This window comes from Agarivorans sp. B2Z047 (assembly GCF_023373605.1).
In the GTDB taxonomy this organism is placed as follows: Bacteria; Pseudomonadota; Gammaproteobacteria; order Enterobacterales; family Celerinatantimonadaceae; genus Agarivorans; species Agarivorans albus.
On the sequence record NZ_CP088080.1, the window covers coordinates 4,863,358 to 4,887,669 of the forward strand.

Below are 24,312 nucleotides of genomic sequence, written 5' to 3' on the forward strand. Positions count from 1 at the left end.
ATCACAAAAACAAAAACACCATAAGGAACCCACCTAACCACTTGTAAAGTAAAAACAAAATAGAAATAAGCACGACAAAAACAAAACACAACGCAACGTTACGAATGAGATACAGATCACATCATTTATAACAGTAATGACTTTAATTACGATTATTTCATGAGGATTGAAGCGTCTATGGTATCGATACGAAAAAAGCGGCCAGTGGCCGCTTTGTTAGATACAAAGGAACTTACTAAAGCGCTAAATTGCGATCAATCAAGGCAATTCGTTGCTTAACACAACCAGCAGAGGTTAACGGATCTTCTGGCGTGTTGGTCACATAATCTACTAGCTGGTCAATGCTAGTAGTAAGTACATGGCAACGAGTATCTGAAGAAGCGTAATAGATATACACTTCGCCATTCTCGCGCGCTACCATGCCGTTGCAGAACACGACGTTAGAAACGTCGCCCACTCTCTCTTCTCCTTCCGGAGCTAAGAAGTAGCCACTTGGTCGATGAGTTACTTTCATCGGGTCATTAAGGTCGGTCATAAAGCAATACAATACATAACGCAAACCGGCTGCTGTATTACGAACACCGTGACCAATATGTAACCAACCCTTATCGGTTTTCATCGGTGCAGGCCCTTGACCGTTTTTAGACTCTTTGATCGTGTGATAGGTTTTTGGCTCAATCACATGCTCAATGTCTACTACACATTCAGTCATTGAGTCAGCAAACGCCATCCCAATACCACCGCCTTTGCCAGCTTCAATAAAGCTGTCTTGAGGGCGAGTGTAAAGAGCATACTTGCCATTAATAAACTCTGGGTGTAGAACTACGTTTCGTTGCTGTGCAGAGTTAGTTTTTAGGTCAGCAAGACGTTCCCAAGTTTTTAAGTCTTTTGTTCGAACGATGCCACACTGCGCTACTGCAGACGACTCGTCTCCAGGAGCAGCTTCTGGGTCTTTACGTTCTGTACAGAACAAGCCATAAATCCAACCATCTTCATGACGCGTTAAACGCATGTCGTACACATTGGTATCAGGTACATCAGTTTCGCCAATCTCACAGGGCTTATCCCAAAAGGTAAAACCATCAATACCATTGCTGCTTTCGGCCACTGCGAAGAATGACTTACGGTCATGGCCCTCAACGCGGGCAACCATGTAAAACTTGCCATCTAATTCAATTGCACCAGGATTAAGCACTGCATTAATTCCAAGGCGTTCCATTAAATAAGGATTGGTCTCAGCATTTAAGTCATAGCGCCAAGTTAACGGTGCATGCGCGGCTGTCAAAACAGGATCTTTGTAGCGTAAAAATACCCCATTCCCAGGCAATTCTGCTTGATTTACTTTAGCGTGTAAGTGCTGGTGCTCTGCCTGCAGCATTGTTAATCGTTGTTGAAATACCGACATATTAACCTCTAGAAAACTTCAGAATTGTTCTTGATGTACTCAACCAATTCATCAACTTGGGTATAAGCAACAGCTGAATAGGTATCTGCTGCACCGTAGTAAACTGCAATACGGCCAGTATCTGCATCTGCTAAAGCAGCACAAGGGAAGGCAACGTTTGGCACAAAACCAGCTGTTTCATACTCTTTTTCTGGAGTTAACAAGTAATCACGAGTACGGTACTTAACTTTCCAAGGCTCATCGATATCTAAAATGGCAGCACCAATACTGTAAACAAAGCCATTACAAGTACCTGACACACCGTGATAAATCATCAACCAACCTTCACTAGTCTCAATCGGAATTGGACCGGCACCAATTTTAGTACCTTGCCACCAACCTTCTCCGCCTTTACCCATTACATGGCGGTGCTTACCCCAGTACTCCATGTCGTTACTGTGGCTTAAGAACACATCACCAAACGGTGTGTGACCGCTGTCTGAGGGGCGGTTAAGCAAAACATATTGGTCGTTAATTTTACGTGGGAACAACACACCATTACGGTTAAACGGCACGCAAGCATTCTCTAGACGAGTAAAGGTTTTAAAGTCCTTAGTCATGCCCATACCTAAGGTTGCACCGTGGTCATCAGTACACCAGGTAACATAATAGGTATCATCTAGCTTAACTACGCGAGGGTCATAAGCATAACTTGGCTGGAAAGGTTTACCTTCAGCATCTACCCACTGAATAGCCTCCTCTTCAAATTCCCAGCTTAAAGCGTCTTGGCTGTAACCAACATGCAAGTGTGGGCGACCGTTTTTGTAGTCTGAGCGGAATACACCAATAAAACCATCGTTGAACGGTACTACAGCACTGTTATAAACACGGGCTGCAGCTGGAAACGGATTCCAACCAATAATCGGGTTTTTGCTATGGCGCCACATTACATCTTGGCAATCTGCCGGGCGATCTTCCCAAGGAATATTTGGTAGGGATGCTCCCAAAATTTTTACAGTCATTGCTTACTCCAGCTTATTTAAATTTTTGTAAAATAGTCAAAATTTGTTGTGTTTTTTGTTTCATCAACTCTTGGTCGCCACGCGACTCCACATTCAGCCTCACCACCGGCTCGGTGTTAGAACTTCGCAAGTTGAAACGCCACTGTTCGAACTCAAGACTGATGCCATCGGTTTTGTCTACAACTAGGGCTTCTTCTTTGAATGCTTCCAGTACAGCGTCAACCGCAGCTTTTGCATATCCTAAGGTGCTGTTGATTTCCCCAGAAATAGGGAAGTTGGCTTGTTGCTCTTTTACGTATTGCGATAAAGATTGCACTCCATTTGATACCAGCTCTGCGATCAACAACCATGGCAACATGCCACTGTCGCAATAAGCGAAATCACGAAAGTAATGGTGCGCACTCATTTCGCCACCATATACTGCGTCTTCGGCTCGCATCCGTTCTTTGATAAAGGCGTGACCGGTTTTGCTTTGTATTGCCTCACCCTTTTCTGCGTTCACGATATCAATGGTGTTCCAAGTTAAACGCGGGTCATGAATGATCTTAGAACCAGGCTGTTTAGCTAAAAATGCTTTGGCCAACAAACCAACAATGTAATACCCCTCAATAAAGTCGCCGTTTTCGTCGAACAGGAAACAACGATCTACATCTCCGTCCCACGCGACACCAAAATCTGCCTTGTGCGCTACCACCGCCTTGCGAGTGTCTTCACGATTTTCCGGCAATAATGGATTAGGGATTCCATTTGGGAAATTGCCATCAGGTTGGTGATTTACTTTGATAAACTCAAACGGAAGATGCTCTTCTAAGTTGTCAAGCATATGGCCCGCCGCACCATTGCCAGCATTAACAACAACTTTAAGCGGCTTTAATTTAGCAGCTTCAATGAAGCTTAGTAGGTGTTGAGTATATTCTTCAGAAATGTCGTAACGTTTCGATTTCCCAGCAAAAATAGACTCTACAGGGGCAGAATAATTAGCACTTTCGACTAAGGCTTTAATTTCATTGAGGCCGCTATCTCCGCTAATCGGCTTAGCAGATTCCTTTACCAGCTTCATGCCGTTGTAATCTTTAGGGTTATGGCTAGCTGTAACCATTATTCCGCCGTCTAGGTTTAGATGGTCGGTGGCAAAATATACCTCTTCAGTGCCAACTAAACCTAACTCCAAAACCTCTACACCACTATCGTTTAAGCCTTTGATAACTGACTCGGCCAACTCTGGGCTACTAAGGCGAATGTCGTAGCCTACAGCAACTTTTTTAGGTTTAAGAAAATCCGCATACGCCCTGCCTATTCGATAAGACAAATCGTTATTTAGTTGCTCAGGTAACTTACCTCGAATGTCGTAAGCTTTAAAAGCAGATGTATTATGCATGGTCTTATTCACTCCAAAATCGTAACGTTACCATTTTACGATATGAAAAGCTTAATTCAAGAGAATGTAAGCTAAAAACTAGGGAATGTGACTTGTAACTCGTTTTCGTTTAAAACGCCAAGTCACGCGAATCAGTTCATTTTACCGTTTAGCGTTGATAATAAACCGTTTTTTGTAAGGTTTGCAGATGCTTAACCGGTTCGCCGTTAATTCGGCGCAGCAAGTGTTGAATCAACTTTCGGCCCACTTGGTGAAAGTCTTGTCTGTAGCCTGAGATTGGCGGCATAAAAAAGCTTGGTAGGTCACAGGTCTCTACCAACACCACATCAATATCGTCACCAATAGTCTTGCCTGTATCTTGGATCCCAGCCAACAAACCACAGGCACTTATTTCAGAACCACAAATTAAGCCATCAGGAGCTTGTTCGCCCGACATAAGCTTGTTGCCAAGCTTGCGATAGTCATCAACGTCCGAATCGAAAATGATGTTTTTTTCAATTTCAAAATCGTAACCAAACTCTCTAGCGGCTCGACGCGCACCATAGTACTTATGCCATGCGTAGGTATAATCATGAGAAGAACTTAACAGACGAATATTTTTGCGCCCTTGCTCGTAAAGCTGCCTGGCCGCTCTATAAGCCATATCGTGGTTGTCGATATCGACATATGGGTGCTCAATACTCATTTCAGTTTGGCCAAAAGTGACAAACGGGATCTCGTTGTCATGCAGATAAGCTACCCGCTCATCTTGAGTTTTGGTCAAGTTGAAGATCATGCCACCACAGAGGTTATTTTCGAATGCATACCTAACTGGCTCCATAGGGTCTTCATCCGGAGCCATTGGCAATACAGTTAGATGGTAAGGCGTTCCCTTAAGTGCAGCGGTGAAACCTTCAATCAATGCAAGTGAGCCTACGTCGCCCACAATATCGCCAGGCTTGGTTACAGGCAAAATCGCACAAATATTGTAGTTAATGCCAGTGCGTAGGCCAACACCAGACGGATTGGGTCGATAACCAAGCTTTTTAGCGGCTGCCTTAACTATTTCTTTGGTGGGTTGCTTTACATCATCACCGTCTTTCAATGCCCTTGACACTGTAGTGACAGACAAACCCGTATATTCTGCAATAGTTTTTAACGTTGCCTTTGCCATGATTACCTTCACTTCCTCTACATAAATTCGTAACGATTTCAGCCAAAATGGTCTCACACCCCCCCTTTAGTAACAAGGGTATGGATAGAATACTCACCTATAAATGCAAAAGTTACGAATCATGTCAAAGTTTTCGGTTAATACTTGCTCGATTAACCGAAAAACAAACTTTCCATAAGGAATGATTATTACAATCTGGTCTCTGTTTCTGCATTAAATAACGAAATATTTTGCAGATTAAAGTGCAGACCAAAGCTATCACCATTCTTAATTTGAATATTTGCGTCTAACTTGGCTCTCACTGGCTGACCGTGCATATCGAACTCAGCTAAGGTTTCAGAGCCTGTCATTTCAAACGCTGATACAGTTAGCTCAGTTTCGAAAGCACTATTAAGCGGCGATTGGGTAATATGCTCTGGTCTAATACCTAGCAACACCTGCATGCCCTTTTTGGGCTGTTTAGTAAACTCATAGCTTGGAATAGGGATCTGGATATCATTAACTAATACACTCCAGTCACCTTCGCCTCCCATTAACTCACCTTTTAATAAGTTAATTTGAGGAGAACCAACAAATTTCGCGACGAATACATTGCTAGGCTGGTTGTAAATTTCATAAGGAGTACCAATTTGTTGGATCTCTCCTTTATTTAACAACACAATCTTGGTAGCTAAAGTCATCGCCTCGATTTGGTCATGAGTTACGTACAAAATGGTAGCGTTTAACTTAGCGTGCAAGTTTTTAAGTTCTAAGCGCATCTCACCACGCAGTTTCGCGTCCAAGTTACTTAGTGGCTCATCAAATAAAAAAACTTTAGGATTACGCATTAATGCGCGACCAATTGCGACCCTTTGACGTTGCCCCCCGGACAATTGAGCCGGAGTACGATCTAATAAAGGTTCAATCTGTAACAGCTGAGCAACTTCTTTAACACGCTTCTCTATTTCTGCCTTTGGTTTTTTGTTGATTAACATGCCAAAGCCAATATTTTCCGAAACAGTCATATGCGGGAAGAGCGCATAAGATTGAAACACCATAGCTATATCGCGGTTTTTCGGGTCTTCTAAAGTGACGTCTTTATCCCCGATAAAAACGCCGCCTGCAGTTACATCTTCTAGGCCTGCAACTAGGCGCAATAAGGTTGACTTACCACAACCCGACGGGCCAAGCAGAACAGTAAACCCGCCGGCTTCCATCTCTAGGTCAATACCGTCGATAATTACATTTTTACCGTAGGTTTTATTTAACGCTTTAACTTCAACAGCATGCATAGCTATTTTCCTCATAACTGGTGATTCTTGAATAAATTTCTAGGCACGCACGGCCATTGTGATAAGGGCATTTCCATGGTTCAACTTTTGCTTCGCCGGTATAAGGGTTACCCTGGCGATCAGTCTTCCAATGCCATTCTCCATTTTCTGTATCTACAATTTGGTTTTTGATGATCTTCCAGCAGTCTTGGGCGACCGCCCAATATCTAGGATCAAAGTCTTTTTGAAAGGCGTTATAAAAGCCCACCATGGCTTCCGCTTGAACCCACCAAATACGGTCACTGTCTAACATTTTCCCGTGTTGTAGCTCATTAAAAATAGCACCATCAGCGTCTCTACCTTGCTGCAGGGTCACGTCGGCCATTTTAGTAGTTAGCGCATAAATACTCGCCGAGAGTTGCTTATCGCTGATACATGCGGCAGCGTCGTCTAATAACCACGTTCCTTCAATGTCATGCCCGTAAGACACATCTTTAGATACACACTGCCACTCACGACTAAAAAACAGCCCGAAGTGTAAATCTTCATCAACAATGGTGTCGCGAAACAACACTAGTAACTCGCTAAGGCGTTGCTCAACCAGTTCATCGGGCCATACTCGATGCAGATTTGCGTAAGCTTCCAATATATGAAGGTGGGTGTTCATCGATTTCTCAGCGAGAACTTCTTCTGAGGTATCACATACAAGGTGGTTTTCTATGGGCTGCCAATGTTGGTCAAACGCTTCAATATAACCACCATTGACCTTGTCATATGCGTTTGACTCAATAAGCTCAAATAAGCCTTTGGCAATATCAAGCGCCTCTAGATCTTTGCTTATGCGAAAGTATTCAGTTAGAGCATAAATAGCAAAGCCTTGATTGTAGATATGCTTTTGCGGATCTTTCACCTTACCTTTGCTATCAAGCATCCAGTAAACTCCGCCGTTTTCGCGATCTAAAGCTTGTTCTTTTATGAACAAATAGGCATGTTTAGCGGCTGCTAAATACTTATCATTTGGAAGAATTCGATGGGCAGCAGAAAAACTCCATAGTATGCGAGAATGCAACAACACGGCTTTGTCATGCTCTTTATCAACAGTTCCGTTGAAATCAGCAAAACAGTGAAAACCACCATTTTCTTTGTCTATCATTTCAAGCCAAAAGCTCAAGATATTATTATCTACCTCGTGCGCCATTTCTTGCTTAAAGTCTTGTAGTTTCATATTTTTTATTTACTTTTTTTTAAATCAGGAAATTTGTGGATATACCATGCCATTACCAATAAGGCGGCTGGCGTTAAGCCAAACAACAAAAACACAATGGGCGACAACAGGCCCACTAAAACACACAACGCACTCACTAAAAGTAGCGTAAATGGCAAGCCTGGATGGCTGCGCAATAGGCTCAGCGCTAGCGACAATCTTTGTTTTGCTGATGCTCGATATATGCTTCCTTGAAGAATTGACGCACTTAATAACATCAGCAAAAATGCCAGCAACGGTAAGATAGCTAAACTAAGCAGCTGCAATAATTCGATATCACTGCCTAGTGCCCAATTTAAATACCAACCTAGAGAAAACATTATCAACACAACGGGTAAACCAACTATGTTGCTAACCACTAGCTCTTTGCGCCATTCCCCAAAAAAATCAATAAAACCGGTTTTGTTGTCCTTATTCATGTAACGACGGAGCATTAACAACAAGGTGCTGGTTGCAGGGATCACACCAAACACTCCAGCTCCCAATACAACCATCAGCATCCAACACAAATTCATCACAACCAGTTGGCTGAACCAGTTGCAAAAAGTTATTAGTGGGGATGCTTGACTCATAATTACAATTACCCTTTTACTGCGCCGTTTGTTACACCAGCGTAAATTTGCTTCTGCAGCAGAAGGAACACGACGATAGAAGGAATCAAAATAATAATGATGCCAGCTGAAATAGTGGTCCACTCGGTGCCAAATACCGAAGTAAACTTATATAAGGCTGTAGATACAGTCACTTGAGACTTCTCTGGCAAATAAAGCAATGGAAAGTAAAAGTCGTTATAAATGAAAATGGTTCGCAGAATAATTACCGTAGCAATAGCGGGCTTTAACAATGGTAGAACTATCTTCCAGTAGATAAGGAAATAAGATGCACCCTCAATTTTGGCAGCCTCATCCAACTCAACAGGGATACCTTTCATAAACTGCAAAAAGATGTAAATCATGACCACATCGGCGCCGATGTATAACATGATTACCGAGCCTTTATGGTTGATTAAATTAAGCGCTTTAATTACCTCAAATGTAGCAACCTGGGTAGTTACCGCGGGCACCACCATTGCAATAACATAAGCAAGAAGCACTAACTTTTTGCCTTTAAAGTTGAATCGCGATAATACATACGCAACTTGGGTACCAAAAACGACCGTAAAGAACAGAGAAATAATTAAGATGGTACCGGTGTTAGTAAACGCCAACCCTAAGTCTCCGTCAGCGAACACTTTGATGTAGTTATCAAAGTTCATGAAGCTTTCAGGCAACGCAACTTTACTGGTGGTGTAATACTCTTTTGAGGTTTTAAATGACGCCAATAGCACAGCGAACGGCGGCACTAATACAGCCACAGAAGCCAGTATTAAGGTCATGTACTTAAACAGTGTCCAGAATACCCAGCGAGGCTGCTTCAACTTACCGATAAAGCGAGCTTTTTTTATCTCGTCCTCAGTTCTAACCTGAGCAGGTAAAGAGGCCGAGGGAGCCATAGAGGAAACTTGCTGACTACTCATAATTATGCCTTATCTCCGAACAATACTTTTTGAAGAATCATAAACAACACCACTATCAACAATAGGAATACTGCCATTGCTGACGCCAAACCAAAGTCGTTGAAGTTAAATGCTGTTTCTAAAGTTGCCATTACAAAGGTTTTAGTACCATTTGCGCCTTTGGTGATGATCATTGGAATTTCAAACACAGATAGCGAACCAACAAAAGCGAGTAATACCTGAAGGCCGATAATTAACTTAATAGAAGGTAAAGTTATGTAGCGGAACTGATCCCATTCACCCGCGCCTTCGATTTTAGCCGCTTCGTATTGGTCTTGAGGAATAGACTGCAACACACCAAAAAACAGGATTAAATTAAAACCAAGGTAACGCCACACTGAAGCGCCAACCAATGACCAATTCACAACATCGCTGTCCATCAACCAGGGCATGATCCAAGCGTCTAAACCTAAAGCAGCTAAGAAGTTATCGAATGCGCCATCCACTTGATAAAAAATTTGAAACACCATCGACGCAGCAACGGCATTTAAAACAAAGGGGATAAATAGCAGCGTTTTAAAGAAGTTTCGGCCTGCGAGTTTTGTATTAACTAAAACAGCAAACCACAAAGACAACACCAGCTGAATCACCGCACCAACAAAATAGTACAAAGTGTTTAGTAAAGGTCCCAAGATATCCGGCTCTTCAACCATATATTGATAGTTGTCTAAGCCAACCAAGTTTTTAACGGGCGCGTATCCATCCCAATCGGTCACGCTCATGTAGAACAACTGACTCGCGGGATAGTATGAAAAGGTAAACAACAACCCTAACGGTATAGCTAAAAAAGCTACGATGATTATTCGCTGCTGCTGCTTAAGAGTAAGGTTAAACATGGTTTCTCCGATGCTGCCCGACATAACTCGAGACTTACTTCAATTAAGAACAATTTCCTTGGCTAAAAAAGACTAGCCTTCTTAGGTTAGGCAAAAATCAGGGATACCCTCTAACCAATAGTGACGTAAAACTAAAATGCCCTAGGTTTAAAAGATAACCATCATGCTACCAACCGAAATAATGGTAACGTTACGATTTGATATTCACAAGATAAAATGAAGTCTGGAATATCGAAGTGTGAAAACGATCACTCTAAGCTAGACCGCGTAGATACTGGTAGAAAAAGATGTAATTGAACATGAACAGTTTTTTCACAAAATGGTAACGCACCACTTCTTGTACAAAATGGATTAAAAAAAGACAAAAATAGCAACGTTACTATAACCAAAGATCTAATGACCCAATCCCTATATAGCTTAGAATGACGCGGAGACTAAAACAGAACCATCAACAGTCTAAAACAACGTCCAAAGCTACCTAAACGATTAAAACCGAGCCAATCGGCTCGGTTTTAGATAGCGGCTTACGCCTAATCCAGATGACTATGCCACTAGTCGTATGTTGCTTCCTCAAACCGGATATTGTCGAGATACACCGAACCATCCATTGGCAACTTATCTCCAACAACTGCAATGAAAATGTCTGGCGCTTTACCCGATATATCACCAAGCTCAATCACCACTTCTTGCTTATAGTATTGCTTACCGTTCTTGGTTACTTTTTCTAACTCAGAAACCTGTTTGCGGTATTTATCTACACCCAACTTAACCCAGCCGTCTCCTAGGGCAGCGTAAGGTCGAACACCACCTTTATCCCCATCATTTACTGGGATGTATAAATCATAAGAGAAACGGTTTTGCTGTTGGAAGTTCTTAATTCGCATATTGCGCAACTTAAGCTCTTCCCAATCATTTTTGCCCGACCAAACAAGGTTTAACTTAAGCATTGGCGAGCCCAAATCAGAGCTTACTTCTAAAGCAGGATTCTTCCACTTGGCTTGCCAAGTTCCTTCTTTTTGCCAACCTAATAAATCACCACTAGAGAAGTCGAAGCTAGGACCCGTTTTATAACCTGTTATAGGACGGTCAAACTTAACTGTAATTTTATCGGTAATACGTTTGCCGCTTTCCATTGTGGCTACGGTAATTAATTGTTGCTCACCAAAGCCTATATCTTCAACTTTGATCTCTGCACTGTAGTAGCTATCTTTGTCATTGTCTTCCATTGGGTAGTTACCCGCTGGGGTGCGTAGCAGTAACTCGGTAGGCTGCTCTTTATAACTCATTACATAACTTTGAACCGTTACTGTCTGGTCAGTTACCGACAAATTATCAACAGGATAAGTAAAGTAAACCGAGTCTTTTAGCTCTACTGGTTGCCCTAACATTTGCTTAGTATGACGGGTAAGAACTTGATTGGTTCTTCCGCCATCGGCAAGCACTCGGAAGCCGTCGTAATCTGGATACAGCTTGTCGCTAGCATTCTTATCGTAGCTGGTTAAAATCCAGAACATCGTTCCTGCCGCGCCATTTTCATAAGCGGTGCGAGTCCATTTGTCGTAGATAAAGTCTCGGTTAAATGGTTCTGCTGCACCAATCCCGTACTCCTCTAAAACCACAGGTTTATTAGCAACTTTACCAGCATCAATGTGATCAAGAATCCACTGCGTCCCCCACTGCTCGGCGTTATGCTTTCCCCAATGTTCGGGGTATAAGTGGAAAGTACCATAGTTAATATTTGAGAGAGTTAGGATACGCTCCCAATCTACCCCCTCGTTGCCGTTATACGCCCAGTCCTCTTCTCCAGGTCTTGTAAAGAAGCCTTCACTGCCTAAAGCAATTAGCTGCTTAGGAGCTAGCTCACGGACGTAATCGCTCATTTCTTTCGCCCAAGCGTAAAGCAGCTCACCACTCGTATCAGACTGGGCGCGCGGCTCATTAGCCAGTTCCCATGTCATAATAGTTGGGTCTTCGACGTAAGCCACGCCGGTATATTTGTTAGTATGACTTAATACATGTGCTACATAGTTTTTATAAGCCTCGCGTGCCTCAGCTTCGCGATAAAAGTCATCATGGTGGTCTCCACCAATCCAATTTACATACTGTGGCATACCACCAAAGTCGCCCCAGTTGTTGGTTAATGCAATAACTAAACGTATGCCTCGCTTATTTGCTTCGGCAATGGTGAAATCTAATCGCTCTAAGCCACTTTTCGCTTCAGCCGAGCTATACACTCCCATCTCTGGCTGCATAGTATGGCCATGGCTTATGCCATCCATGAACCCCCAAACACGAATTACATTGAGGCCCATCTTTTGAGCATCATCTAATACTGTGGTAATAGCCTTGTTATCACCATAATGCATGTAGTAGTTGTTGGTGCCCGAAAACCGAAAAGCTTCGCCATTTAATAGCAGTTGTTCTCCGGATTGACTTACAAAATCAGTAATTGGTTCAGCTGCGATAACTGGGGCATCCGCTCCTCCGGTGGTACTTCCACACCCAGCTAAAATTGCAGTACCTAGGCCAACCGTGCCTAACCAGATTAATGTTTTCTTCATTATCAAATCCTTATCAAATCACATCTAACAGACGTACACATTGTTTCACCATTCGCCACAAATGATAACGTTTCGATTTAATGAATAGGACGAACTTATCGATTTGAATTGAAATTCATACTATAAATGAGAGCACTATCACAATATTGTTATGCACGGGCGAAGAAACCATACACAAAGCAATAAATGGAGAACCTAGTTAACACAATTATAAAACAGAGAGTGATCACCCTCACGTATCTTAACGATATGATTATTAGCGGATTGAAAAGCATAAATCGTAACGTTATGGTTTATTCAAGGAGATTAGGAAGGTGTTATCTCCGTATAACCAATATATGATCACCTCAGTGACCTAAAGGACTTATAAAATGAAGAATAAAATCATTACTAAAACGCTGCTAGCATCAACCGTTGCCAGCAGTGTTTTATTTGGTGCACAAGCTTTTGCTGAAGGGAATCCCCTTACCAATTTGGAAGTAAAAGGCGAAATTACCTTTTTTACTAACCGTACCGACTTAGTAGAAGCAGGCGTATATGACCGCTACACCAAAGAATTTAGAAAGATGTACCCTGGAGTTACTTCAGTAAAAGTTATTGGCTTTGCCGATTACCAAGGTGGTGTTCGCCCACGCATGAACACTGGAGACTACGGCGATGTAGTACTAATTTTGCCTTCGGTTCCATCTGAGCAATATGGTAATTTCTACGAGCCGCTAGACATGTACGGTCCTGATGAAGTTTACTTCCATGATGCATGGTCAAACGACGGTAAAGTGTATGGCGTATCAATGGGTAACTCTGTAGAGGGCCTAGTTTATAACAAAGATGTGCTTGCTGAAGCCGGCGTAAAAACACCACTTAAAACCTTATCTGATTTATATGCAGCATCTGAAAAGATCGCCGCTCAGAACAAGATTCCTTTCTATGTGAACTTTGGTGCGCAATGGCCATTACAGCAGTGGGATAAATACCCAATTGTTGCAGAAGGCGATGCTGGTGTGTACGAGAAGATGTTAACTCAAGATAAAGCATTCTCTGGCGATACCGCTTACCATGAATCTCTATCTCTATTGAAAACCTTGATCGATAAAGGTTGGACAGAAAAAGACTTAATCACCAACTCTTGGGAAGAATCTAAGTCTTTACTTGCCGAAGGTGATGCGGGTATGTTCTATCTAGGTAACTGGTTCATTCCTCAAGTAATTGATCGTGGTATTGCAAGCGAGAAAGTTGGCTTCATGCCTATTCCTGCGGGAGAGTCTGGTGAGCTTCGCGCTCAAATGAACCACGACTGGGGCTATGCGGTAAGCAAACACTCTAAGAACAAACCAGCTGCCAAAGCTTACATTAAGTTCATTCTAGAAGAATCTGATTTTGACGAGGTAGCAGGTTTCATTCCAACAATTAAAGCGAAGAAACCAACACTTCCTCAGCTTAATGAGTTTATGAGCTACAACCCTAAAATCATTCAAACTCCAACTAACTCATCTACCTTTATTGAAGTAACTAACCGTTCTCAGATCGACTTTTACTCTGGCGGTTACGTACAAGATGTAATGACTGCGTCTGACTTTAACGAAGCACTAGAAAAGTTAGACGGCCGTTGGAATCGTGCTAAAAAACGCGTTATGAAGTAGAACCTACAAAGCCACCTACGGGTGGCTTTTTTATATACTGAACGAAGAACTAAACGACTAAACATAAAATAATTCTGCTAACAATTCCGATTTCATATAGCTGTTGAAGAGACAAATACTCCTATACTTTCACTTTCTAATTTCATCTCTCCTGCCAAACTCGCTTCTAAGCCTCTTTCCAACAAGCTAGCTAATATTTACAAACACTAATGCTGAACTAAACTCATAGAGAGATTAACTTAAGCCAGTCACCCGCTTTAGACACACAAACAGACTCAAATAATTAGACTAAAGGGCGCTAGGCATAAAAGACGAGAGCATAGTTACCCTATTATGAGAAACACTCCAATGCTATTTATCTGGTCTAGTCTCCTAACTATTCAACTCGCCTCCGCTTCACCTAGTAATCCTGCCAAACCCGACCCTTTTGTGATGTATTCGAATCAAGTCGAAGACTCTAGTGCATCTAAATGGCTAACCGCTATCTATACCGAGTTGTTCATTCGCCTTGATATCCCATTACTTATTACCTCTTTACCAGAAGCAAGAGCCACTAAAAAAGCAATAGCGGGGTCGATAGACGGTCAATTTGGACGAGTATATGAATACCAAGATAACTTCCCGAACCAAATCAGGATAGATGTTCCTCTCTATAAGATAAATATTAACGCTTACTCCCACACCAGCAATAGCAATACGTTAAGCAATGGCTGGGCAAGCTTTAAGAACACAAACTACACAGTGGTATATAAAAGAGGAGCCCTAATCAACAAACTGAATCTAGAGAAAGTTTTACCAGAATCTAAACTAGGCACTGTAACATCCATTCGCCAAGGCTTATTGAAAGTAAAATATGGTCGCGTAGACATGTTTGTACAAGCTGATATCGGAGTTCGCCATCTATTAAACAGCGAAGAATTTAAAGGTCATATCATGGACTCGGGTAACTTGGACTCAGTCACTATTTACCCCTACATCCACAGTAAACACCGAGCTCTGGCAGACGAACTAACTGCACACTTACGCGCAATGAAAAATGAAGGTTTACTCATTCACTACTGCCTAGATGCATTTAGCTCTGATACGAGCTTATGTGAAGGGCTAGATGTCGATTCTGAAGAAGATAAAAAAAGCAGCTATAAATAGCTGATTATTTCAATTACCTTCAAGCTAAAGCTGCTCAGTTGTACTTCGCTATCAATCAGGCAAATAATAAATCCGCCCTTAATTATCAGTGACCTGCAAATTGCGAACGACCACAGTTCCAGCAACAAAATCATGTAATGCCCTACGCTTTTTGTTTGTAAGCATCACGATGAACTCACTCCATATCCATATGCTCATGGTGATATTGGCTACGTTGTACCAAACAGGAGTATGCTCGACCATATACGCTTGACGCTTTAGCCATGTCATCGAAAAATACTGGGCATCTGTCATATCTAATGCCACTATAACTAGCGCTATAGACATCACTAAAGAACAGATAAACAACACTGCATAGCGAAGTACTGCTTCTTTATACCCCACATCCGTGCCGTCAACTTTGGCTATTTTAATGTTAAGCAGCAGCTTACCGGGTGTACCACCATAAGTTCTTACTAGATACACATGAAACCCAAGGCCAATCACCAGTCCTGGTAGTAACCAATACAACTGAAACAAACGAGATTGCTCGCACCCCCATAGGGATAAAAACATAATGGGAAGAGAAATGATTACGTCTATCCAATAAGCACAAAACCGTTTCCAAAATCCTGTGTACTCCATATCCCTCTTATTACACTTAAACCTAAGATTCGAGAATGATAATTGCGCGAACACTGTTTCACGCAACTATCAGTTCAGGGCAAATAAATGTCGTTGTTGCTCTAGACTCAATGTTCTACTAACGGAGTCTCTACATTATTTATATAAAGCCTTTTCGAAATGAATATCATCAAGATAAACCGGTTTGCTTAAAGGCAACTTTTCACCCACAAAACATATGTAAATGTCTGGCTGCTTACCGGCGGTATTGCCTAGCTCTATTTCTACAAGCTGTTTGTAATATACTTGGTCGTCAACAATCACCTTTTCTAACGACGAAACAGACTCTCTATATTGATCAATGCCCAATTTGACCCAGCCATCAGCTAAAGCAGCGTAAGGTCGTACCCCGCCGGCACCCGTTTCATCAGCAGGTATGTAAGCAGTGAACACAATACGATCTTGGCGATTAAGGTTTTGAATACGACTATTTCTAATTTTTAGTTCTTCCCATTCTTCCAAACCCGGTAGTTCACCATTAAGTTTCAACATTGATTTGCCAAGATCATCGCTGATCGTTAATGCCGGCTTATTCCATTTAGCTTGCCAAGCCCCATCACTATGCCAGCCTTGTTTTAAGCCACTTGAAAAATCATAGGTGAAAGTTCGCTCATAACCCACCACAGTTGGGTTGTACAATACCGAGGACTTATCACTAAGGCGCTGTCCATTGTCCAACTTAGTGACTAACGATATTTGCTGCTCACCCAACGTGCTAGGATCGAGCTCCACGTAAGCAGTGTAATACCCCTCTGCGTCAGGCCCATCTAACTCATAGCTGTCCACACTGGTTCGAACTGACATGCTTTTAGCCGACGATGATGCGGCCAATACATTCGCTTTAACAGTTAACCACTGGTTATCTATGCGCTGTAGTGGCGAAGGCGTAGTTATGTAGCTGCGTGCGTCATAGCCTGGCAATAAGCCACGCATAACCAAAGAGTGTTGTGCTAATAGCTGATGAGTACGTCCTTGGTCAGCCAGTACTCTATAGCCATCATAGTCTGGGTAGAGCTCTTTCTTAGCCGCATCTTTAAAGCTGTTTAGGCCCCATACCATGGTTCCTGATGCACCTTGTGCGTATGCCGTTCTGTGCCATTTGTCGTAAACAAAATCACGATTATTAATGTCATTAGCTAAAATCGCATACTCTTCCAGCACAAAAGGTTTATTAGCTAAGCTTGCGGCTTCAGCGTGCTCTACAATCCATTGCGTCCCCCAAGCTTCAGCATCTGCTTTCTCCCAATATTCGGGGTAAAGGTGGAAAGTTCCGTAGTCGATATTAGGTAACCGAATTAGGCGCTCCCAATCAACACCTTCGCTACCGTTATAGTTCCAATCTGTGTTACCAGGTCGATTAAAGAATCCTTCACTGCCCAGCGCCACTAATTGCTGAGGGGCAATAGACTTAACGTATCGACTCATTTCATCAGCCCATTCAACCAACAGTTGCCCACTGGTATCTTGAGTTCGAGGAGCATTAATGAGTTCCCAAGTCATTATCGTGGGATCGTCACTATAGCGCTTACCGGTATACTGATTCTCACGACCAATTAAGTGAGCGGCGTACTTCTTGTACGCCTCCTTGGCTTGCTTGGAGCTGAAAAACTCATCGTGGCTCTCTAAATCCAACCATTTAACGTACTGAGGAACTCCCCCATATTCTGGCCAATTATTAGTAAGTACAATCACTAATCTAATACCTCTAAGAGAGGCTTGATGAACAATAAAATCAATACGCTCTAAAGCATCTTTTTGGCCAGCTTTTTTAAATACACCTAGCTCTGGTTGTAAACTCATGTTGTAGTCTTCGCCATCCAAAAAGCCAAAAATACGTACACTGTTTAGACCCATTGCTTCTGCATCGTCTAAAAATGAAGTAATCGTTACGTTGTCACTGCGATGAAGATAGAAGTTACTTGCACCAGCAAATCGAAAGGACTGTCCTGACAGCATAAGCTGTTTGCCTGATTGCTTTACGAACTGTGCGATAGGCTCAGCCTGAGGCACCGAAACCACTGGCTCCTCATGCTGAGTAGCAGTACTTCCGCAGGCCGCCAAGCCTAATATTGACAAAATACCAATAGCCGCATTCTTTAATATAAATCGCTTTAACGCCATGTAAATTCCTTTTTTAATAATACTTCTCTTAGTTAAACACTACCAAACCGTAACGTTACGATCCATTAGCAAAAACACGCTATTCAGAGTAAAAAAAAAGAAAACGAGAAAAATGTGATTTAGAACGTAATAAAGGCGCCAAAAGCGCCTTTATTGTTATACGTTGTTTATTACCAGCTACATGCCTGAGGCCTGTTTATACATATCTGAGTATGTATGAATAAGCTCACAAACTGGCTCGTGTAAATCTAAGCGAATCCCTTCACCTTCTACATTATTACCAGGTGCGCCAACACCCGTGATAGAAAGTTCAGAGCTATCCATTACACAGTAGAACTGGAAACCGTCATTATTGGCAGTCCAACCGCCCGAGTACTCACCGTAAGGTCCAGAGCACCACTGACAGCTACCTGGAGTACCATTACCGTTACCCCACTCTAAGCCTGATAATTGCCAACTTAGCATACCTGCAATAGTATCTTTGTTTTGCCAAGCCTTGTCATACCAAGCCTCAAACAACTGAGTACGCTTGGCTAAGCCTGCTTCAATGGTACCTGTTGAATAACTCTTATCATCAGCAGAGTCACTAGCGCGAACTACATTAGCAGGCCAGCTAAACTCACCAATGTAGGCAGGTTTATTGAGCTCTGTAGCTAACGCAGCCAAACTATCAAAGTTGCCCAAGGTTTGATTGTCACTCATATTCCACCACGTTGGGTATAAGTGAGCACTGATTGCATCGATGTGTGGGTTTGCGTTAACGATTTTTAAGTTTTCGTAATCATCACCAGAACCACCAAAACCAAACGATGACTCCATACCAATCGATAGCAACTGATCAGGCGCCTGTTCTGCGAGGTGTGCTGCAATGTCGTCTACCCACGCTTTGAAGCCGTTTAAGTCACTACCAATACGCGGTTCATTAGCCAGTTCCCACATCATAATAGTTGGGTCTTCGTTGTACTTAACGCCAGTAAGCGCGTTAGTATGATTTAGCAAGTTAGTGATAAAGGCTTTAAATGTTTCCCGCCCGCTCACACTTGCGTAACCGCCGTAGCTATCCACATTGCCAAAGTAGTCCCAATGGTCAGCTAATGATAGAACGAGGCGAATACCACGCTCTTCGGCCAATGCGACGTAGTTGTCAAACAACTCAAAACTACGCTTGATTATGGCCTTCTGACTATCACTACGTTGTTCTTCTGGAATGCTTAAAATAAACTGCCCATTGTCTTCTAGGTTGATGCAAACGCCATCGTGGGTGCGATCATCGTTACAGAACATCCAAGTGCGAACAACAGTTAAGCCCATATGAGCAGCACGGTCAAAGAAGTCTTTGGCCATTGGCTCAGGCTTGTACATTACGTAGTATTGGTTGGTACCATTAAAGTAGAAAGGTTTTCCATCTAAGATGAAGTTAGTACCATCAGTTTCGACAAAGGCGCTAACTGCTACTTCACCAACATTCAATCTTAATGACTCACTAATTTTAGTGCCTTCTAGCCCCAAGGAGATACGATATACTCCATCCCCTTGATTAGCGATAACAAGTGGGCTATCACCATAGTAAAGCTCACTATCACTACCATTTAGGCTGTAAGTAACCGCTCCTTCACCACGCTTACTGAAGACAATTTCAATATCGCTTCCAGAAGGCAATTGCGCTAGGTTAGCAGGGCTACTTATGTTCAAACTGCCCATTAAGCTGATGCTTACACCATGTAGGTCAATGTAGCCCCAATCACTACCTAACACCTCAGCCACAAGAACATGGTTTCCCGCTTCTAGGCTTAGTGTTTGAGTGTATTCACCATTCGCTTCAGCGCTAAAGTTTATACTAGAGCCTAAACCATCTAGACTCACCGTATTGTATTTAGCCCCATGTGGTGCGCTGTAGTGCAGAGTTATTTGATACTCACCAGCTTCAGCCACACTAAAATGCCAGCTGGCTTTAGAGCCTGCACCTTGCAAACTTACGTCAGCACCGCTTAACACTGCATCACCTTCTAGAGATGCGTCAGTACCACTTAGCACTGTAGTTTCTATGGGGTCTACCGGTGTTGGGTCCGTTGGGTCCGTTGGGTCCGTTGGGTCCGTTGGGTCCGTTGGGTCCGTTGGGTCAACAGGCTCGCTCAATACGCCAGCCATGCAAGCTTTGGCTTGTTCAGGGTATTTATTCCACTGCCATCCCCAAGCTCCTGCATAGCCGTTATCATATAAACGCTTACACATATCAGCTGCAGTTAGGGTTTCACCATTTACGGTTAAGTCGGTTAGGTAAAATTCGCCCAATACGATTGGTTTTGATACGCCCCAGTACTTTGCGTCATGATGAAATGGCGACCACGCACCATTTTTACCTTCGTTGTTGTAGTAATGCGGCTGATAAAAGTCGAAAGTTGCCAGTTGGTCTCCATCGGCAGCACTAATTAATGCTGCGTCTGAATACAAATTACTACCACCAGCTACATCTGAGTTATATTTCCCCATCGACTTAGAACCCGTTGTTACTAATGCAATTTCTCCATTAGCTTCTGCGGCGCGATGAATAGCGGCAGCCATTTTTGCTTGCACTCGCTGTAACTGATTTAAGCTAGGAAAGTGATTCACTACATCTAAACCAGTAAACCAGCCTTCTGTCATATTCTCAGGTTCATTAAATAGTTCCCAAGCAATCAGCTGAGGATGACTATTTAGCGTATTGACCATAGGAACAAGCGCATTATCGATATAACTTTGTAATACTGTATCGTCACTTAACAAGCTAAAGTTGTTAGCAACAGGATTATTACGTACATCGTTGTAACGCAACATGTCAAACGACCAAAGACTTGGCTGGATGTAAACATCATATTCAGCAGCAATATCTAAGGCCTGTTTCAGGTCAGCAATAAAGCTTCCGCCCGGTGAGGCAACTAATGCTTTTCCATCAACAACTTCCCAAGCAGGTGTATAAGCACCATCAGTATGCATCCACCAACGAAGTGTATTACCGCCGGAGTCTTTTACATCTTGCAAAGCAGCACGTAAAGACGCTTCATCAAGTCCATTACCTATGTCGTTAGCGAAGTTAAACCAAGCAACATTTACCCCATTTAAAAACAGCTCTTGTCCTTGATAGCTAATAGTTTTAGGTGGTGCTTGTGGATCTGGATCGACACTTCCAGACTGCGTCCAATAGTTCTTCAAGTCGTTGGCAGCATTGGCGTTATAAGGCTTTTTACCAGGGTAGCCATGCCCAGCATCACCCACATCTAAACCTTGACCATCTCCTTCATAGAAACCAATCACGTCATAAGGTGCACCGCTTACCCAAATCATCAATGATTTAGCGATAGTTTCTGGATCTTGCATATACGCCAGCAAGCCATTGATTGCGATTTGAGCATGCACTTGATGTGCTTCATAGCTAACCATTTCTTCATTGGTTACAGCGGTTGCGTCCCATACATTAGGCGTTACCAAACCTTTAATGCCCATTCCGTATTCACCAAGGTGGAATGAAGGTATGTCATCTTTATCAATACCCAATTTGCCCATTAACACTTTTTGAATAAAGTTTTGCTCATGTTTTTGCAGCGCAACTTTTACGTCTTCAGCCGTAGTTGGGACATTGGTCGATTTTGGATCAGAGATAGGATTTACTACATCCATTGGCATGTACTGAGATACCGTCACAATATCTAGTGCACGAATATAGTCTGCCAAATCAGCACGTTGCTGTTGAGTCATATCATCAACAAACAACAAGTTAGGATAGTTGTGGAAAGTGTCTCCAGAGACAATACGCGTAAAGTACTCTGGATGCTCTTCAATCTCCATCAAGTACTGAACGTGATGACTAAAGTTATGACTCACAGTGACGTTAGCTTGTAGCTCTGAACTAGCTGCAATTCTTGCTCGTACATGATTTACCAGCTCAACCCAACGATGAGGGAACTTTTTAGTTGACTCCATCAACTCGGCGCCAATATCAAAGCGAATGGGTTCTTTTAGCGGCAATGCTGAGCTTGCTAAAACCTGCTCCAGAATATCTAGACCTTTATCAACAATACATACATAGCCATCGCTCATTGGGTCTAGTTTATCGAACAAACCTCGCCAGTTAAGTTGCCCAGGATCAGCATTCGGGCTTGCCTGCACCCATGAAAACTTCATCGGGTCGATATGTGGGCGGTAGTTAATACGCACACCTTTACCCATCAACTCGTTAAGTAAATCAACTTGTTTGCTCGCACTTAAGGTATTTGCTGTATCCTCACAACGTACTCCCTCACTGTAGGTATCTATGAAGTAAGTAGGAATGAACGACACCCGCTTAATATTCATCTCGTCGATAATCGCCATTTTAGTGGCTTTATTTGCTTCGTAGTGAGCAGGATTCCAGCCAGCCCAGGCAATACCAACATCCTCACCTAAGCCAGTAGCGTAAAGAGATTTATCGTATAAGTTACCGTAGCTAGCAAATTGCTTATCTTGGTCTTGCTGTGAGATGTAGTCGTTAAGATCTACATGAGCGATTGTATCCGCATAATCAGCATAGTTTTCTTTGGTACTATCGGTGACTTCTGAGCCAGGGTAATCAGGCTTTGGCTTATCTGAGTCGATAACGTTTAAGGTGAAACTTATCTGTTGATCTGCATAACTATCTAAACTGAAAGTTAGGTTAACAGTGTAACGGCCAAGGCTTAGCCCCTCTAACCAGCTATTTTCTAGAATCAATTGTTGATTTGCATAGCTGTACTGGTCAGCACTTAGAAGGTTTTGATTCACCATAAGCGCTGATAGTTGGTAGTCCCCAGGCGTTACAGATACATCTACACTAGTCGGGTTTGCTAAGTCGAAACTAACAGTACTAACACTAGTACTAGGTTTATCAGGAACTGGCTGTGTAGGGCCTTCACTGATCACTCTTATCTCATCGATAAAAATGTAGCCTTCGTTGCCTTCTCCTTGAACGCCCAACTCAGTTAGCCCAGCAGCCAAATCTAATTCAATAGAATGGGTTAACTTTTCACTACTATGTTCAGAGGTGAAGATCTCTTGGTAATCGCCAATGAACAAGACATTTGTTTTAGCTGAATAGGGCGAGCGATAATCAAACTCTACGGTGTACTTACCAGAGCTAGCAAGCTCTAATGACCAAGTTGCCACACCATGTTTAACATCAACCGAACCATTGGTAATTCGAGCTTCGCCGCCTAAAACGGCATCAGCTGGAACTAAGGTATAAGTTTGATTATTACTAGTATCAGAATCACTAACATTGAGCGTTAGGCTTAAAGCAACATCTTCGGCATTTTCAGCTGAAAACACTAACTCGACATTGTGCTCTGCTTCACTCAATGTCGCCATCAATGAAGCTGATAATACTAACTGCGAACCATCAAAACTATAGTCACTTACTTGAGTATCGTTGATTGTTACATGGGTAAGTTGGTAGCTTCCAGCACTTAAGCTAAGGGCTAATGGGACATTATTGGCTAAGTCGTAGTCTATCTGAGTTTGACTCAGTTGTGGTGGTGTTAGCAGCGTAGACTTAGCCGTAACTCGAACCTGCTCGATGAAAATGTAACCCCAGTTTCCATTTGAACCATTTACACCTATAGAGTTTGAGCCGGCTGCTAGGTCTATGTCAAAGCTCAGCGTTTGTGTGCTGCTAGACTGTGGCGTTAAAACTTGCTCGGAGTAACTCCCGGCAAAAAAAGTATTGGTTTTATCACCATGAGGGGAGCGATAGTCGAACTCCACAGCGTACTGTCCAGCATTAGCTACATTTATATGCCAAGTTGCTAAACCATTCTTCAAGTTTACCGCGTTATCAGTTAGATCCGCGCCGTCTAAAGCTGCATCTGCTGGAACTAATACAAACTCACTGGCAGGAGTACCGGGGTTTGGTAGGGGAGTTTCTGCTAGCTCACAATCATGTAACCACTGCCAGGCGCCCCACTGATCAGACTTGTCAGGTGTAGTTGCTTTATTCCACCACTTGGCCTTGTACTCAGCATTTTGAAATACTACTAACTCATCATTTTTGTATTGAATGTTAGTATCCCAATTGGCTGAATCACAAATGCTCGCTCCCCATGCTGTAGGAGCGACCATAACCAAAAAATATCCTATTTTGATTTTCATCAGGTCCTCTTTATTCCTTAAATTCGGACAAACCAAGCCAATAAATAACGTTACGATTTATCGATAAGGTTATTTATTAACAATTCACTATTGGTTAGATGCATAAAACTCAGATACCAAGACCTGAGTTAAATCAATGACTGCAGCGGTAAAACAATCTGTAGTCCGCTCATTTGACTATTTATACGCTACCAAATAAAAATC

General features: G+C 42.6%; 15 protein-coding genes. 2 read left to right on the forward strand and 13 right to left on the reverse strand.

All coding sequences use genetic code 11. The features are described from left to right. Positions 1–235: 235 nt before the first annotated feature. The 10 genes from LQZ07_RS22425 to LQZ07_RS22470 form a co-directional block, all read right to left on the reverse strand. Positions 236–1,405 (reverse strand): glycosidase, encoded by a 1,170-nt coding sequence (locus tag LQZ07_RS22425; RefSeq protein WP_152785595.1) that lies wholly within the window; start codon positions 1,403–1,405, stop codon positions 236–238. Positions 1,406–1,413: 8 nt separating this feature from the next. Next, positions 1,414–2,406, reverse strand: coding sequence for a glycoside hydrolase family 130 protein (locus LQZ07_RS22430; RefSeq protein WP_152785597.1), 993 nt, complete (start codon positions 2,404–2,406; stop codon positions 1,414–1,416). 13 nt (positions 2,407–2,419) lie between these two features. Further along, positions 2,420–3,784 carry a phosphomannomutase gene (locus LQZ07_RS22435; RefSeq protein ID WP_152785599.1) on the reverse strand — a complete coding sequence of 455 codons (1,365 nt, stop codon included), beginning with the start codon at positions 3,782–3,784 and terminating at the stop codon, positions 2,420–2,422. 148 nt (positions 3,785–3,932) lie between these two features. Next, positions 3,933–4,937, reverse strand: coding sequence for a LacI family DNA-binding transcriptional regulator (locus LQZ07_RS22440; RefSeq protein ID WP_152785601.1), 1,005 nt, complete (start codon positions 4,935–4,937; stop codon positions 3,933–3,935). A 188-nt stretch (positions 4,938–5,125) separates the two neighbouring features. After that, entirely contained in the window at positions 5,126–6,208 is a 1,083-nt protein-coding gene (locus tag LQZ07_RS22445; protein ID WP_152785603.1) for an ABC transporter ATP-binding protein, read from the reverse strand. After that, positions 6,195–7,412, reverse strand: a complete 1,218-nt coding sequence (locus LQZ07_RS22450; protein WP_152785605.1) for an AGE family epimerase/isomerase — start codon at positions 7,410–7,412, stop codon at positions 6,195–6,197. The genes LQZ07_RS22445 and LQZ07_RS22450 overlap by 14 nt, the downstream gene beginning before the upstream one ends. A gap of 5 nt (positions 7,413–7,417) precedes the next feature. Beyond that, complete coding sequence (locus LQZ07_RS22455; RefSeq protein ID WP_152785607.1) at positions 7,418–8,023, reverse strand: YesL family protein; 606 nt, start codon at positions 8,021–8,023, stop codon at positions 7,418–7,420. An 8-nt stretch (positions 8,024–8,031) separates the two neighbouring features. Next, positions 8,032–8,967, reverse strand: coding sequence for a carbohydrate ABC transporter permease (locus LQZ07_RS22460; RefSeq protein WP_152785609.1), 936 nt, complete (start codon positions 8,965–8,967; stop codon positions 8,032–8,034). Positions 8,968–8,969: 2 nt separating this feature from the next. Continuing rightward, positions 8,970–9,842 (reverse strand): carbohydrate ABC transporter permease, encoded by an 873-nt coding sequence (locus LQZ07_RS22465; protein ID WP_152785611.1) that lies wholly within the window; start codon positions 9,840–9,842, stop codon positions 8,970–8,972. Positions 9,843–10,393: 551 nt separating this feature from the next. Then, a complete protein-coding gene (locus LQZ07_RS22470; protein WP_152785613.1) occupies positions 10,394–12,403 on the reverse strand; it encodes a cellulase family glycosylhydrolase in 2,010 nt (669 codons plus the stop codon). Between the two features lie 371 nt (positions 12,404–12,774). On the opposite strand from LQZ07_RS22470, the gene LQZ07_RS22475 reads away from it, so the two are divergent. Together LQZ07_RS22475 and LQZ07_RS22480 are read left to right on the forward strand one after the other, a co-directional pair. After that, positions 12,775–14,043: an ABC transporter substrate-binding protein gene (locus LQZ07_RS22475; protein ID WP_152785615.1), complete on the forward strand. Its 1,269-nt coding sequence runs from the start codon at positions 12,775–12,777 to the stop codon at positions 14,041–14,043. 348 nt (positions 14,044–14,391) lie between these two features. Further along, positions 14,392–15,189, forward strand: coding sequence for a transporter substrate-binding domain-containing protein (locus tag LQZ07_RS22480; RefSeq protein WP_152785617.1), 798 nt, complete (start codon positions 14,392–14,394; stop codon positions 15,187–15,189). A gap of 78 nt (positions 15,190–15,267) precedes the next feature. Here LQZ07_RS22480 and LQZ07_RS22485 read toward each other — a convergent pair whose 3' ends face one another. From LQZ07_RS22485 to LQZ07_RS22495, 3 genes are all read right to left on the reverse strand, one after another. After that, positions 15,268–15,813, reverse strand: coding sequence for an RDD family protein (locus LQZ07_RS22485; protein ID WP_152785619.1), 546 nt, complete (start codon positions 15,811–15,813; stop codon positions 15,268–15,270). A gap of 135 nt (positions 15,814–15,948) precedes the next feature. Next, the gene (locus LQZ07_RS22490) at positions 15,949–17,973 is read right to left on the reverse strand and encodes a cellulase family glycosylhydrolase (RefSeq protein ID WP_152785621.1); all 2,025 of its coding nucleotides are present in this window, start codon (positions 17,971–17,973) and stop codon (positions 15,949–15,951) included. Between the two features lie 177 nt (positions 17,974–18,150). Next, positions 18,151–24,108 carry a CBM35 domain-containing protein gene (locus LQZ07_RS22495; protein WP_152785623.1) on the reverse strand — a complete coding sequence of 1,986 codons (5,958 nt, stop codon included), beginning with the start codon at positions 24,106–24,108 and terminating at the stop codon, positions 18,151–18,153. Positions 24,109–24,312 lie beyond the last annotated feature (204 nt).

Bases quoted from the DNA above. Each gene is read 5' to 3' on its own strand.
- LQZ07_RS22425 (WP_152785595.1), bottom strand. From the start codon at position 1,405: ATGTCGGTATTTCAACAACGATTAACAATGCTGCAGGCAGAGCACCAG.
- LQZ07_RS22430 (WP_152785597.1), bottom strand. From the start codon at position 2,406: ATGACTGTAAAAATTTTGGGAGCATCCCTACCAAATATTCCTTGGGAA.
- LQZ07_RS22435 (WP_152785599.1), bottom strand. From the start codon at position 3,784: ATGCATAATACATCTGCTTTTAAAGCTTACGACATTCGAGGTAAGTTA.
- LQZ07_RS22440 (WP_152785601.1), bottom strand. From the start codon at position 4,937: ATGGCAAAGGCAACGTTAAAAACTATTGCAGAATATACGGGTTTGTCT.
- LQZ07_RS22445 (WP_152785603.1), bottom strand. From the start codon at position 6,208: ATGCATGCTGTTGAAGTTAAAGCGTTAAATAAAACCTACGGTAAAAAT.
- LQZ07_RS22450 (WP_152785605.1), bottom strand. From the start codon at position 7,412: ATGAAACTACAAGACTTTAAGCAAGAAATGGCGCACGAGGTAGATAAT.
- LQZ07_RS22455 (WP_152785607.1), bottom strand. From the start codon at position 8,023: ATGAGTCAAGCATCCCCACTAATAACTTTTTGCAACTGGTTCAGCCAA.
- LQZ07_RS22460 (WP_152785609.1), bottom strand. From the start codon at position 8,967: ATGAGTAGTCAGCAAGTTTCCTCTATGGCTCCCTCGGCCTCTTTACCT.
- LQZ07_RS22465 (WP_152785611.1), bottom strand. From the start codon at position 9,842: ATGTTTAACCTTACTCTTAAGCAGCAGCAGCGAATAATCATCGTAGCT.
- LQZ07_RS22470 (WP_152785613.1), bottom strand. From the start codon at position 12,403: ATGAAGAAAACATTAATCTGGTTAGGCACGGTTGGCCTAGGTACTGCA.
- LQZ07_RS22475 (WP_152785615.1), top strand. From the start codon at position 12,775: ATGAAGAATAAAATCATTACTAAAACGCTGCTAGCATCAACCGTTGCC.
- LQZ07_RS22480 (WP_152785617.1), top strand. From the start codon at position 14,392: ATGCTATTTATCTGGTCTAGTCTCCTAACTATTCAACTCGCCTCCGCT.
- LQZ07_RS22485 (WP_152785619.1), bottom strand. From the start codon at position 15,813: ATGGAGTACACAGGATTTTGGAAACGGTTTTGTGCTTATTGGATAGAC.
- LQZ07_RS22490 (WP_152785621.1), bottom strand. From the start codon at position 17,973: ATGGCGTTAAAGCGATTTATATTAAAGAATGCGGCTATTGGTATTTTG.
- LQZ07_RS22495 (WP_152785623.1), bottom strand. From the start codon at position 24,108: ATGAAAATCAAAATAGGATATTTTTTGGTTATGGTCGCTCCTACAGCA.